Below are 12,664 nucleotides of genomic sequence, written 5' to 3' on the forward strand. Positions count from 1 at the left end.
TTATTTCTTTATATTTGCTTCATAATATTTAAATTTAAATATCATGAACACGAAGTTAACATTGACAATTGAGCAAACAGTTATTGAGAAAGCAAAAAAATATGCAAAAGATAAAGAGCGTAGTTTGTCAAACTTAATAGAGAATTATTTAAAGGCGCTTACGAACGAAAGTGATTCAAATGAAATTGAATTAACTCCTATTGTAAAATCTTTAAAAGGTTCTTTTACTGCTCCAAAAAACTTTGATTATAAAAAAGAATTAACTAATCGTTTGTCTGAAAAATATTTATAATCAATGACACGAATATTAATCGATACAGATGTAATCCTTGACTTCTTTTTTGACAGACAACCTTTTGCGGAAACCGCTTCGAAAATTTTTTCTCTATGTGAATCAAAGGAAATAAAAGGCTTTGTAACGCCAGTAATTATAAGCAATGTTTACTACTTACTTCGACAAACTGCTAAGCATGAAAAAGTAGTTGAAAAATTAAAATTGTTAGTTTCAATTACTGAAATTTTAGTAATGGACAAAGATGTTATAGTGCAAGCTTTGAACTCAGATTTTAAAGATTTTGAAGATGCATTACAAAATTATTCAGCAGAGTTAGATAAAGAAATTGATCTGATAATAACTAGAAACATAAAAGATTTTAAAAATAGTAAATTGGCTGTGATGACACCAGACAATTATATGAAAATCAAAAGTGCCAGCCACTAACACTTGCTAAAACTTATGGCTAGTTTTGCGGCAAATTGTTCGTTTACTTTTCATAACTTCGCTTGGTCGGTTATGGAAAAAAAGCTTTCCATAAGCCGCCACAAGCTCTAGCAAGGAAACGTTAGCAGTCATGAGCCGTTGCGAAAAAAAAAACGCTAAATAATTTCCCGTTTTGGGAACTTTTATTATCTTTGTAAAAAAATAGAAACGTTTGAGAGTAATTGCAAAAAAAATATTGAGAGATTTTTGGGAATCCCATGCAGATTGTGAACAACAATTAAAGGCTTGGTTTCAAGAGGCAAGTAAAGCTGAATGGAAAAATCCAAATGAGATAAAGCAAGAATATCCAAGCGCAAGTATTTTGAATGATAATCGAGTTGTTTTCAACATAAAAGGCAACAACTATAGATTGATAGTCAAAATAAATTATGATTATCAAATGATTTGGATTCGTTTTATTGGGACACATTCAGAGTATGACAAAATTAACGCTAACGAAATTTAATAGCTATGGAAATTAAACCTATAAAAACAGTTAAAGATTATAATCAAGCACTTGAAAGACTTGAAATGATTTTTGACGCAAAAAATGGCACATCAGAAGGAGATGAACTTGAAGTACTTGGGATTTTGATTGACCAATACGAAATTGAGCACTTCCCTATTGGTTTGCCAGACCCAATAGAAGCGATTAAATTCAGAATGGAACAGATGGGCTATAACCAAAATGATTTAGCAAACATTGTAGGTCTAAAAAGCCGTGCAAGCGAAATTCTAAATCGTAAAAGAAAACTATCTCTTGAAATGATTAGAAAATTACACAAAGTTCTACATATTCCAACTGATGTTCTAATTCAAACTTATCTATAATCACGACTGCTAACACACGCTACAAGCAATTTGGGGATTTGGCTTAATGGAAAAATTGGTTTGTATTTGAAAGATCTGGCAAATCCGAATAATGGGCTTAATTTAGTCCCAAACTGCTTGTAGTGCGGGAACGTTATGATCTATTTGGAAATCCCGAACTAAATTTCGACCTTTACAAAAAAGAAATCATGAATGCACTAGAAAATATAAAAAACAGTTTAATAGACAGAATATTGGCTACACGAAATGAGCAATTATTGGAAGCTATTAAAAGTATATTTGACTCAACTCAATCAGAAGAGATAATTTCTCTTTCAACTGAACAAATTGAAATGTTATCTATGAGTGAGAAAGATATAGAAGAAGGAAAATTGGTTTCAGAATCTGAATTAAGCAAAAGAGATTCTAAATGGCTCAGTTAACAATACATTGGACCGAAACTGCAATTAGACAACGTAATTATATTTTTGAATATTGGATTGAAAGAAATTAAAGCACAACTTTCGCAAGAAAGCTGAACGAAAAAATAAAAGAAAGAACTAATCTTTTAAAACAAAATCCTGATTTAGGCAAAAAGACAGATTTTAAAAATACAAGAGCAGTTTCTCTCGGACATTACAGTATTCTTTATCAAAAAAGTAATTTAAAAATTATAGTTACTGGTTTTTGGGATAATAGACAAGAACCAGAAAAGTTATTAAAATTTCTAAAGAAGTAAATAATCAAACGGGTCATAACAGCTGACAAACGCAATCGCTGGTTTTCGGTGAATTGTGATTTTAATTTCCTATTTTCGTTTTTCCTAAAATAGAAAAAACTCAGTTCCGTAGCCGCCACCTTCGCCAAGCCCGAAAACGTTAGTGTACAATTGGCCCCTGCAAACAGTAGAAACCACCAGAAAACAAATGTATTTTTGCATTTAAAATATGAGAAATAATGAGTTATAGATTTAGACCAGCTACATTAAACGATTTACCGGTTTTATTTACATTTGAACAAGGAATTGTAAATACAGAAAGAGCATTTGATGTTACTCTCAAAGATGGAGAAATTCATTATTATGATTTAGCCAAAATGATAGAAAATGAAAGTGCACGAGTATTGGTTGTGGAAGCAAATGGAGAAATTGTCGCTTCAGGATTTGTTCAAATATTAGAAGCGGAAGCTTTTAATAAATTCGACAAATACAGTTCGTTTAGGTTTATGTACGTTAAAGAAACGCATCGAAATAAAGGTTTGAATAAAATGATATTAGACAGATTAATAGAATGGTCAGACTCAAAAAACATAAAAGAGATAAAACTTAATGTTTATGATGAGAACATACCAGCTTTGAATGCGTATTTGAAAGCAGGATTTAAAAAAACAATGGTTGAAATGCGCTTATTAAGGTAAGTGAATTTTTCAAGAAAACCATATTAAAAACTTTCCATAACAGCCGCTGTATCAGTGCTGTTTTATAGTAGCATGACGTTCTCAACTTTTTTCATATCTTTCCTCAGCGAAAGAACTCAGTTCTTTCGCCGCGCCCTAGCCTAGCGGCGAAACGTGCCGTTGTTAGGCGTAAGCAAACCAGACCTCGTGTATAAACAATAACAATCTGAATAAATGACTGAATTTTTAGAACAGATTAATAAATACAATCAACTTACAAAAGAAGCTGAAAAAGACTTTTTATCTAGGCTCAAAACAAAATCCTTTAAGAAAGGAGAATTTATAAACAAAGAGGGACAAATCTGTAAACAATTATATTTCATTGAAAAAGGACTTGTGAAACAATATTATCATCACAAAGACAGATTATTTGTTCTGCGTTTTTTTTCAGAGAATACTATTTTTACAGTATTAGATAGTTTTATAAATCAAATGCCAGCAGATTTTTTAACTGTAGCTTTAGAAGATACAAACCTGATTTATATTGATTATGATAATGTGCAGGAATTATCTAAAATTGACCATTCATTTGAAACATTTTTACGTAAAATATTTTCAAATGCTGCATTGTATAATTTAAAAAGAATAAAAGAAATGTTTAATAATGATGCAACTGAATTGTATGTAAGCTTTGCGAAAAATAACCCACATTTATTACAAAGAATTAGTTTGGGCGATATTGCAAGTTATATTGGAATTTCACAGGTAACATTAAGTAGAATAAGAGCCAAAAAATGATTTTTTAACATAGGTAAAAAAAGATTCAATTTCTTTGTTTCAATTTTGCATCATTATTAATTTAAAAATTTAAAAAAATGGATGACAACAAAATTGAAAGTCAAAACAGACTTAACACAGCAGTTAAAATTGGGTCAATAGCTTATGTAATTTGGGGAATACTGCATATTTACGTAGGGTATATTGGTGTAAGCCAATTTATAGCTGACCCAAACAGAGGTTTATGGAGTGCATTGCTTGGTGGAGACAAAATGCCAGTTGATAAATTTCAATTTGCCACTGACCCGATGACACTAAAAGTTACCGCTAACTTTATTCTAAACTTTTGTTTAGATGTAGCAGGCTATGGATTTCTTGGCATTTTATTGGGAATAATGTTATGGAAAAACAGCAAACCTTGGCTAGCCTATTTTATAGGTTTATTCATAATAGGATTGGCCGATTTATCATTTTTGTTTTTGCAAGTAATACCAGGACATATTAAAGGAGACTTGGGTACTTATGGTGGTCCTATTTTATGGTTTATTGCAATTATTGCCTTGCCATTTGGTTTACCAAAGTTTAAATTGAAAGAATTGTTTTAAAATAAAGCGTGACATAGTAAAATTGCTTACGCGTAACAGCGGTTTTAAGAAATTGGGGTTTTTGGACTTTATTTAAAGTTGGTTTTGTATTTGGGAAAATCATCATAATTCGAAATAGTAAAATAGCAAACCCTGTATTGCCTTTTGCCATCTATAACCGTTAACCTCATAAAAACGGGCAAATTAAATAATGCAACAAATTATGAACTTAAGATTTTTAATCTTATATAAGAACATTTTAAAAGTCTACAAATAAATGAGTTATATAAATTCAATCCAACTATAATTTTTGTAATTTAGTACAAAAAAAACATGAAACTACTTTTTTATATTTATATTGTTTGTTTTTGTATTCTGTTTTGTTTTTGTAAAAGGCATGCAGACAATAACAATGAGGGTCCTAAAAGTAAACTTGTAACTGCCAACTACAGCTGTAGCACTCCTGAAACAACCGATACGTTATGGTATTCCTCGGGAAAGAAAGCGCCAATTTTTAAAGGACTGGATGGCCTACATTTTGCCATTACCACAAAAAATAAAGAAGTCCAACACTATTTTAATCAAGGATTGATGCTTTCTTTTGGGTTTAATCATGCCGAAGCAGCACGTTCGTTTTTTGAAGCAACACGTCAAGACCCCCAATGTGCAATGAGTTGGTGGGGTTTTGCCTACGTGCTTGGTCCTAACTATAATGGTGGCATGGAAAAAGATAATTTTGAACGTGCTTTCGATGCAGTACAAAAAGCAAAACTGCTTACCAGTTCAAGTACTGAAAGAGAAAAGGATTTAATTGAAGCATTATCACAACGGTATTCCAACGATACTACTGTGGTTCGTGCTGTGTTAGATGCTGCTTATGCTGTTGCCATGAGAAAGGTTTATAAAAAGTATCCTAATGACGCCACTATAGGTTCACTGTTTGCTGAGTCACTGATGGATATGCACCCTTGGAATCTCTGGAATAAAGATGGTACTGCACAACCCTGGACACCGGAAATTATGTCGGTACTCGAAAAATGTATTCAACGGGAACCTAAACATGCTGGTGCCAATCATTTCTATGTGCATGCCACAGAAATGTCACAACACGCAGAGGATGCAGAAGCCAGTGCCAATTTACTGCGCACTTTAGTTCCTGGTTCAGGACATTTGGTGCACATGCCCGCTCATACTTACATCAGAATTGGTCGTTATCACGATGGCGTTGTAACGAATCAAAAAGCGGTGGCAATTGATAGTTTATATCTTGAAGCCTGTCATGCGCAAGGTGCTTATCCTCTTGGCTATTATCCTCATAATTATCATTTTATAGCAGCATGCGCCACGATTGCTGGTGAAAGCAAAGCAGCTCTAGATGGCGCTATTAAAACTGCCAATCACGCTCATAAAAAATTATTTCGAGATCCCGATTGGTCTACATTACAACATTATTATTCCATTCCGTGGTATGTCGAGGTAAAACTTGGTTTGTGGAAAGATATTCTTCAATCAAAAGCACCCGAAAAAGATTTGAAATATCCAATGGTGGTGTGGCATTATGCTCAAGGAATGGCGATGTTGTCTCAAAATAAAGTAGCCGATGCGAAAAAACATCTTGATGCGATGAGAAAAATAATGTTGGACACCAAAATTAAAGATTTAACCATTTGGGAAGGGAATAGTGTGTTTGATTTGTGTACAATAGCTTCAAAAATACTTGAAGGAGAAATAAATGCAAAGGAAAAAAATTATACTAAAGCCATTGCTCTTTTAAAGGAAGCGGTTGCAATAGAAGATGCTTTGAACTATAATGAACCTCCAGATTGGTTTTTTTCAGTGCGTCATCATTTGGGTGCTGTATTAATTGATGCAGGAAAATATAAAGACGCCATAAAAATTTATGAAGAGGATTTAAAGAACTATCCAAAAAATGGTTGGGCATTAAAGGGACTAATGAATGTTTATGAAAAACTGGGAGACAAAAATAAATATAATGAAACAAAAAGTCGTTTTGAAACGGCTTGGAAATATGCTGATATTAAAATTTCCTCCTCAAGAATACTATAATAAGAATATTACCATAATTGGATGAATTATAAACTCAACTGGTATATTAGTTCACTTTCAATAATTTATCAATCAAAGTGGCAAATTGATGGTGTAGGCTATGGCATCAGTATGTTCACGGAATCAGAAAAACTACCACAAACAAATGTCAAATCTTAGGACTAGTTTTTAAACAAATTGTTCGACTGTTTTTCATAACTTAGTTTGGTAAAAAATTCTAGTGCGAAAATTAACTACTAGAAATTAACTCTGAAAGATAAAAGAGGGAAGCCGAAAACTTAATAGAGTAGGCACTAAAATTTAATATTCAAAATTATGCCAAAGTATGTGATTGAAAGAGAAATTCCGGGAGCTGGGGAATTGACTTTAGAACAACTGAAAGGAATTTCAGAGACTTCTTGCGGAGTGTTGAACAAAATGGGAACACAAATTCAGTGGGTGCATAGCTATGTAACAACTGACAAAATTTATTGTATTTACAATGCACCGAACGAAGAAATGGTTCGTGAACATGCAAGGCAAGGAGGTTTTCCCGCAAATTCAGTTAGTAAGGTATCAATAATCATAGATCCGACAACTGCGGAATAATTTGATTAAATGAACTTTCAGAATAGATAAATGACAACGTTTGACAAAATATTATCAGGTGGCGATTTACGCTCAATTGGGAAAAGCAATTCAGTTATTTTAAAAATTCAAACACAAGATGATTTTGATGAACTTTTTAAATGTTTATTTCATAATGATAGACATGTAGTAATGCGGGCTGCTGATGCGATAGAAAAAATCACAAGCAACAATCAAGAATATCTAACAAATCATAAGAAAGAAATCTTAGATTTATGTGATGTTTCAATCGACAAAGAACTAAAATGGCATTTAGCGTTATTAATTCCACGCCTTCATTTAAGCAGTGAGGAATTTGGTAGGTCATGGAATACATTGACGAACTGGGCAAAGGATAAAACAAATTCACGAATAGTGCGAGTTAATTCCATTCAAGCACTTTTTGAAATGAAGCAACGAGAAAATGAATTAGAAAATGATTTTAATTTAACTTTAACTGAAGTCGAAACTGAAAAAATCCCGTCAATCAACGCCAGAATAAGAAAACTCAAAAATGCCAGCCGCTAGCACCTATTAAATTTTATGGTTCGTTTTTTAGTAAACTATTCGTTGCTTTTTGATAAATTCGCCAGCGGTTAGGGCAACTCCACATTTAGGTTACCCGATAAAGGAGAATTCGATAATTTATAAAAACAAATGATAGTATCAATTACCAGAATCGAATTAAATTCATATTCAAAACTTATTGCTTTTTTTAAATTTAATGGGCAAATCATTAAAGAGCTGCAACAATCAAAGTGTAAAAAACACAAAGTAACTGGCAGTTTGAATTTCAAAGTTTGGTATACTATGACTTTATGGGAAAACGAAAATGATATTACTGATTTCTATAGGAATGGAACGCATTTAGAAGCCATGAAACAATCTAAATCTTTTTCTTCTAAAATTCAATCTAAACGAGTTGAAAATATGGATTTGTTGAATTGGAAGGAAGCCAAAAAAGTATTTGCTGGCAAATAATTTCATTACACCAAATATAAATTTTTGTAAAAATGAAAAACAACCAATTATAGTAATTTTTAGACTATTATGGGTTTTTTCATGATTTTTTTGTTAACATTATTAAATGCTACTTTCAGTTTTCGTCTTTTTTCAAAGTATAACCGCTACTGTTTGTGGCTTGGCGAAGGGCGGGATTTTAGTACGAATGTTCATGCGAAGCACAAATGTTGAACCTTTTACAAATGTTTCTAGGAAGAACGAAACCCCGCCTTTTGCCAAACCACTTTTATAGCCAGTGGTTTTTGTCTTAGAACGATTTTATTATTCCAAGTCTTAGTCTAAATCCTGCGTCATTTTGCTCTCCGTTCATATGTTGAATAACTGGTAGCGAAACAGTCAAAGGAAAACTCCATTTTTTGTATGAAATGTTAGTGCCCAGTGTCGCAAAACCTAAGTAGTAACCAGAATTTTCATCAACTACATCTTTTTCTGTTATTTTGTCTAACCACTCACCATAGTATCCACCGAACACGTTCCACCCAAAGTTAGGCTTACCTGTTTGTATAGATATATCTGGACTGCAAAAATTATTGTCGCCTTTTATGCGATACGATAGTGATAGGTTCTGAATAGAAATACTTCCATAATAATTATCTTCAAAACCAGTTGTGGTGTATTTGAATAGTCCGTTTCCTTGTAATGTCAATTTATCCCAACGCTTAGAAAAAGCTAATCCCGCCATTTGATCCAACGAACCCGAACCAACTACAACAGTAGTATTGTCAAAGTTTGAACCTTTTTGAATACCTGTCGGAAGCTCAACACCTGCCTGTAAAGCCACGTTGAAATTATTCTTACTAAAAATATTGAATGTTCCTAAAAGAATTAAGTCCCCAATTCCATTGTCGTTACCGTTGTCTGTTTGCAGAAACACATAAGGAAGTAAGGCTGAAACAGTGATTTTGTCAGTAATACCATAACGAAGTCCCAAAGAACTAATAAACATACTTTTTAGTGGTGTTTCTTCTTCTGTTGTGTCGGCAGGTTCGTGATTTCCGTGATGCCCAGCACCTTCTTTTACAGTGCGATAATCGCCATAGGTTTCTACTACCCACTGTTTTTTTTGTAGGGTTAGAATACCATTATTATAGTCTCCATTAGATGAGCCAGTTCCTGAACCAGCACAACAGGCACATTGACTATAAGCCTGAGTTGTTGCAAATATGGCAACAACAAACAATAAAATTATTTTTGTCATTTTTATTTAAATTTATTTTGAACATAAGAAGTTATGCTAACAGTAAAACTGATAGGCATTTGATTGATTTTTATATGTCAAATAAATTTAGGTGGTCTGAAAAGTGAGTTGTAATAACCAGTCAAAAGATTTAAGCTGTTATAAATTGGAGTTGATTTGTCTAATGAAAACAAATAGTTTCCAAAACTCCAACTAAGATTATGCAACATAAATAAATCAATAGATTTCAATTTCAAAATAGCATTTGGAATGCCTTTATCATCACTTTCTGTGTTGTCTGCTTTTTTAAGTTGCTTGTTCAAGTAGCATTTTCCGTTACAATGTATTTGAGGTTTATTCTTGTTTTCGCAAAAAGTCTCCGCAATGTAGGCTTGGTTTACCTTCCAATAAATAATATATCCTGCCTTGAACATTGTCTGCCAAGTCAGAAGTAATAAAAGCAATATGGAAGTCCACTGTTTCAAATTATCTGCAAAGTTAGTGTTTTGTGGGGGTCTTTTTACCATTGGCTATAGCGTTTCGCCGCTTGGCATCAGTGGCGACGATTAATTACTGATAATTACAAATATAAAATTCCTTTTTTGAGTTTTCAGAGAAAACACGGGATAATCCCTAGCCTCGCAATTATCACAAACTGCTATTATGCACAGTCATTTCTAATGATACATAAAGTCACTTACTAAATATTGTTTAATGAGATTCGAATACTTTTTTTCTTCAGGATTTAGACTTTTTTCCATTTTTTCAAGCCCTAAATCTTCAGTCTTTCTTTTCCATTCTTTTTCAGTAATTGTTTTATTGACTTTTTGTTTTAAAAGCTCAAACACTTTAAAATTTATATTTACAGCATTATTTAAATTTTTAGATAAAGTATTTTCCCTTTTCTTTTCGGTGATGTTTAACAGATTAAATTTAAAATTTGGATAACTTAATTTCAGTGATTCATCATCATTGACATAAACGACTTTATTATCAAGATTTTTAACTATAAAGCCGTCAAAATAGACTGTACTGAAATCTCCAATCTTTTTTATTTTGTTGTATAAAGAGTCTGTTTTTAATTTAGAATTTTCAACAACGTAAGAGCAATAAAAAGAAACTTCTCTATATTCTTCAGGTTTGTATGATAATTTACAAGAAACCTCTGTTGACTTTCCGTAATCATTTGTTTTAATATCTTCAATTTGAGCTTGCCAATTCACAAAAACTTTATTTGTGTCAATTAAGGAACTTAATTCATTATCATACTTTTCGAAAAATTCTTTTTTCTGTATGTCGTTAATAGCATCATATTCTTTACTAACTTTTAGTTTTAAGAAAGCATCAAACTTTCCTTGAACTTGATTTTCGTAATTATTCTCTGTTATAGATGGATTTTTACAACTTATAGCTATTATCGCTAACGTCAAAATGATTAGTGTTTTTTTCATGTGGTTTTATGATTGTGCATAACTCGTTTATAGGTCTCATAAAATCAGACCTATCACCCCACATAGAGTATGCTTTGTCTGACTGTTCTCCTTTTGTCTCTTCACAAATATATATAATTGTGCCGTGTTAAGTATGTATTGTGCGTGATTTTTCTTAAAAACGTCATGCATGACGTCCGTGATGTCAAATTTGACGTTCTTGACGTCAAACTTGACGTTGTTGATGTCAAATTTGGGGTTGTATGACGTCAAATTTGACGTGCTTGATGCCAAATTTGACGTTCCTGATGTCAAACTTGACGTCGCTGACGTCAAATTTGGCGTGCTTGACGTAAAACTTTACGTCGCTGACGTGAAACTTGGCGTTTTTGGCCCTTTGAGAGAAAAAAAGATTTTAAAATTAATAGCGGAAGATTTTGACACCAAAGAAACAGCCGAAAAGTTATTTGTTAGCGTTAATACTGTTGGCAATCAACGTGGTAAAATGATTGACACGTTAAGGGTTAGAGATACCACAGCCTTGGTTCAAACGGCAAAAATGGCGGGAATGATATAAAAGTTTTTATAAGTGTTGTATCTATTCATTTTCCTAAATATCTTGGCTAAAACTCTATTTTTTTGGCTTTAGATAATCCTAAAAAGAAAAATTCAAATTCAATTAATTTGCTTCTCCTCTAAAAACGCTAATTTCAAAAAAGCTTAACTTTTTTCAATACTTTTGCGAAATGTATAAAGCAGTTATCATTGGTTCCGGAAACGTAGCACAACATTTATTAAAAGCATTTCAAAAAAGTGATATAATTGATGTCATTCAAGTATTTGCTAGAAATAAAGGAAGTATTACCCATCTAATAGATGCTGAAAAAATAGTATCAAATTTTGATGAACTCCTTGAAGCTTCCGTTTACTTTATATGCGTTTCTGACCATGCCGTTGTAGAGGTTTCGTCTAAAATCCCCTTTTCAAATAAATTAGTGCTGCATACTGCAGGTAACATTGCCATAGAAAGTTTAGATCCTAAAAACATTCGTGGTGCATTTTATCCTGTTCAAACTTTTTCTAAATCAAGAGATTTGGATTTTTCAAAAATTCCTGTTTGTATAGAAGTGGAACTTGAAAGTAGGTATAAAGTACTAGAAATCATTGCTTTTTCAGTTACCCCTTTGGTTTACAGAGTAACATCTGAACAAAGAAAAGCCATACATATTGCCGCAGTTTTTGTCAATAACTTTGTGAATCATTTATATGAAATAGGAAAAGAGATAAGCGATAATAATCTATTTTTATTCCAGATTTTACAACCGTTAATTCAAGAAACCGCTGCTAAAATTATTACATTAAACCCTGATGAAGCACAAACAGGACCAGCAAAAAGAGGAGACATGCAAACCATTGATTCACATTTAGATTTTTTAACCAATGAAAATCATAAAGAAATATACCAACTACTAACCCAATCTATTATAAATCATGGCAAAAAGCTATAAAGAAATCATGAACGACATTACCACATTTATTTTTGATGTGGATGGTGTTTTAACTGACGGGACAGTTCATGTATCACAAACAGGTGAAATGCTTCGAGAAATGAATATTAAAGATGGGTTTGCTATGAAAGCGGCGCTCGAAACAGGTTATAATGTGTGTATTATTTCGGGTGGTAGTAATGAAGGGGTTCGTATTCGATTGAGAAATTTAGGCATTACAGATATTCATCTTGGTACTCCCGATAAAGTAGCTACTTTTAATGAGTATGTCGAATTGTATGACATTAAGCCAGAACAAGTGCTTTATATGGGCGACGATATTCCTGATTATCATGTCATGCAATTAGTAGGATTGCCTACTTGTCCTCAAGATTCAAGTCCAGAAATTAAAACAATTTCTAAATATATTTCTCATAAATTCGGAGGAAAAGGTGCAGTTCGTGATGTTATAGAACAAGTCATGAAAGTACAAGGGAAATGGCATATGTATTATAATGGAAAACTTGATTAATTATTTATCACAAAAA

General features: G+C 32.5%; 19 protein-coding genes. 16 read left to right on the forward strand and 3 right to left on the reverse strand.

What is annotated here, in order from left to right; genetic code table 11:
* The first annotated feature begins 43 nt into the window (after positions 1–43).
* From F6464_RS03295 to F6464_RS03355, 13 genes are all read left to right on the forward strand, one after another.
* A complete protein-coding gene (locus F6464_RS03295) occupies positions 44–292 on the forward strand; it encodes a DUF6364 family protein (RefSeq protein ID WP_151106313.1) in 249 nt (82 codons plus the stop codon).
* Between the two features lie 3 nt (positions 293–295).
* Positions 296–721, forward strand: coding sequence for a type II toxin-antitoxin system VapC family toxin (locus tag F6464_RS03300; RefSeq protein ID WP_151106314.1), 426 nt, complete (start codon positions 296–298; stop codon positions 719–721).
* A gap of 211 nt (positions 722–932) precedes the next feature.
* The gene (locus tag F6464_RS03305; RefSeq protein WP_151106315.1) at positions 933–1,226 is read left to right on the forward strand and encodes a type II toxin-antitoxin system HigB family toxin; all 294 of its coding nucleotides are present in this window, start codon (positions 933–935) and stop codon (positions 1,224–1,226) included.
* A gap of 5 nt (positions 1,227–1,231) precedes the next feature.
* A complete protein-coding gene (locus F6464_RS03310) occupies positions 1,232–1,591 on the forward strand; it encodes a helix-turn-helix domain-containing protein (protein ID WP_151106316.1) in 360 nt (119 codons plus the stop codon).
* A gap of 188 nt (positions 1,592–1,779) precedes the next feature.
* Entirely contained in the window at positions 1,780–2,013 is a 234-nt protein-coding gene (locus F6464_RS03315) for a hypothetical protein (RefSeq protein WP_151106317.1), read from the forward strand.
* A gap of 92 nt (positions 2,014–2,105) precedes the next feature.
* Positions 2,106–2,309: a type II toxin-antitoxin system RelE/ParE family toxin gene (locus F6464_RS14765; protein WP_151106490.1), complete on the forward strand. Its 204-nt coding sequence runs from the start codon at positions 2,106–2,108 to the stop codon at positions 2,307–2,309.
* 218 nt (positions 2,310–2,527) lie between these two features.
* A complete protein-coding gene (locus tag F6464_RS03325) occupies positions 2,528–2,986 on the forward strand; it encodes a GNAT family N-acetyltransferase (protein ID WP_151106318.1) in 459 nt (152 codons plus the stop codon).
* A 213-nt stretch (positions 2,987–3,199) separates the two neighbouring features.
* Positions 3,200–3,763: a Crp/Fnr family transcriptional regulator gene (locus tag F6464_RS03330; RefSeq protein ID WP_151106319.1), complete on the forward strand. Its 564-nt coding sequence runs from the start codon at positions 3,200–3,202 to the stop codon at positions 3,761–3,763.
* 77 nt (positions 3,764–3,840) lie between these two features.
* Positions 3,841–4,347: a hypothetical protein gene (locus tag F6464_RS03335; protein WP_151106320.1), complete on the forward strand. Its 507-nt coding sequence runs from the start codon at positions 3,841–3,843 to the stop codon at positions 4,345–4,347.
* A 312-nt stretch (positions 4,348–4,659) separates the two neighbouring features.
* The gene (locus F6464_RS03340) at positions 4,660–6,393 is read left to right on the forward strand and encodes a tetratricopeptide repeat protein (protein ID WP_151106321.1); all 1,734 of its coding nucleotides are present in this window, start codon (positions 4,660–4,662) and stop codon (positions 6,391–6,393) included.
* A gap of 315 nt (positions 6,394–6,708) precedes the next feature.
* Positions 6,709–6,981 carry a DUF4242 domain-containing protein gene (locus tag F6464_RS03345; protein ID WP_151106322.1) on the forward strand — a complete coding sequence of 91 codons (273 nt, stop codon included), beginning with the start codon at positions 6,709–6,711 and terminating at the stop codon, positions 6,979–6,981.
* Positions 6,982–7,011: 30 nt separating this feature from the next.
* Positions 7,012–7,527 (forward strand): hypothetical protein, encoded by a 516-nt coding sequence (locus tag F6464_RS03350; RefSeq protein ID WP_151106323.1) that lies wholly within the window; start codon positions 7,012–7,014, stop codon positions 7,525–7,527.
* A gap of 129 nt (positions 7,528–7,656) precedes the next feature.
* Complete coding sequence (locus F6464_RS03355) at positions 7,657–7,980, forward strand: hypothetical protein (RefSeq protein WP_151106324.1); 324 nt, start codon at positions 7,657–7,659, stop codon at positions 7,978–7,980.
* A 289-nt stretch (positions 7,981–8,269) separates the two neighbouring features.
* Here F6464_RS03355 and F6464_RS03360 read toward each other — a convergent pair whose 3' ends face one another.
* The 3 genes from F6464_RS03360 to F6464_RS03370 all read right to left on the reverse strand — a co-directional run bounded on the left by F6464_RS03360 (position 8,270) and on the right by F6464_RS03370 (position 10,650).
* Positions 8,270–9,220, reverse strand: coding sequence for a transporter (locus F6464_RS03360; RefSeq protein WP_151106325.1), 951 nt, complete (start codon positions 9,218–9,220; stop codon positions 8,270–8,272).
* A 77-nt stretch (positions 9,221–9,297) separates the two neighbouring features.
* Positions 9,298–9,726, reverse strand: coding sequence for a hypothetical protein (locus tag F6464_RS03365; protein WP_151106326.1), 429 nt, complete (start codon positions 9,724–9,726; stop codon positions 9,298–9,300).
* A 150-nt stretch (positions 9,727–9,876) separates the two neighbouring features.
* Positions 9,877–10,650 (reverse strand): hypothetical protein, encoded by a 774-nt coding sequence (locus F6464_RS03370; protein ID WP_151106327.1) that lies wholly within the window; start codon positions 10,648–10,650, stop codon positions 9,877–9,879.
* A gap of 223 nt (positions 10,651–10,873) precedes the next feature.
* Here F6464_RS03370 and F6464_RS03375 point away from each other — a divergent pair, with 223 nt between their 5' ends.
* From F6464_RS03375 to F6464_RS03385, 3 genes are all read left to right on the forward strand, one after another.
* A complete protein-coding gene (locus tag F6464_RS03375) occupies positions 10,874–11,206 on the forward strand; it encodes a response regulator transcription factor (protein WP_191963317.1) in 333 nt (110 codons plus the stop codon).
* Positions 11,207–11,375: 169 nt separating this feature from the next.
* Positions 11,376–12,137 (forward strand): Rossmann-like and DUF2520 domain-containing protein, encoded by a 762-nt coding sequence (locus F6464_RS03380; protein ID WP_151106329.1) that lies wholly within the window; start codon positions 11,376–11,378, stop codon positions 12,135–12,137.
* Complete coding sequence (locus F6464_RS03385) at positions 12,121–12,648, forward strand: KdsC family phosphatase (RefSeq protein ID WP_151106330.1); 528 nt, start codon at positions 12,121–12,123, stop codon at positions 12,646–12,648. Before F6464_RS03380 ends, F6464_RS03385 begins: the two co-directional genes overlap by 17 nt.
* The last annotated feature ends 16 nt before the right edge of the window (positions 12,649–12,664 follow it).

The organism is Flavobacterium luteum, assembly GCF_008806775.1.
Classification (GTDB): Bacteria; Bacteroidota; Bacteroidia; order Flavobacteriales; family Flavobacteriaceae; genus Flavobacterium; species Flavobacterium luteum.